This is a genomic window from Dellaglioa sp. CoH-57-MRSF-22 (genome assembly GCF_056781895.1).
The window spans coordinates 1-395 of record NZ_JBXAXT010000108.1; the positions used below are offsets into that span (position 1 = coordinate 1).

At 53.4% G+C, this 395-nt stretch carries 1 protein-coding gene; it reads right to left on the minus strand.

All coding sequences use genetic code 11. The annotated features are described in order from the left end of the window. Nucleotides 1-265 (minus strand): hypothetical protein (locus AC1RPR_RS08410; RefSeq protein ID WP_481763503.1); only part of this gene is annotated, 265 nt, incomplete at its 3' end. Nucleotides 266-395 lie beyond the last annotated feature (130 nt).

Below are 395 nucleotides of genomic sequence, written 5' to 3' on the forward strand. Positions count from 1 at the left end.
CGTGGTTGTGGTGTTCCGGGTTACTGAAAATCTCAACGTTTTCGCGTCTGAGCCTTTCCGCGTTCCGCACCTCATCCAGCCCGTTGTTCATGGCGCGCAGCAACGGGCTCGCGTCCACGTGCACGTGTTCCAGCAGCGCGTATGCAAAATCCTCGGGCCGAAACGTGTCATAGGCCTTTCCATCGTCACCCAGCTCTTGACCGCGAAACTTATCGATCAGTGCACTCAGCTCATCAGCCGTGAGATTCAGTTTCACTTTTGCCATTCTCTTCTCCCTCGTCGATCACGACGTGATTCATGAGCGCCAGCGCGAATTCAATAGGATTGAATGCTTTGTGCTGATACTCGCCTGTGGTGTACGTGTGATAGCACTCGTACGAAAGGTTTGCTATTGC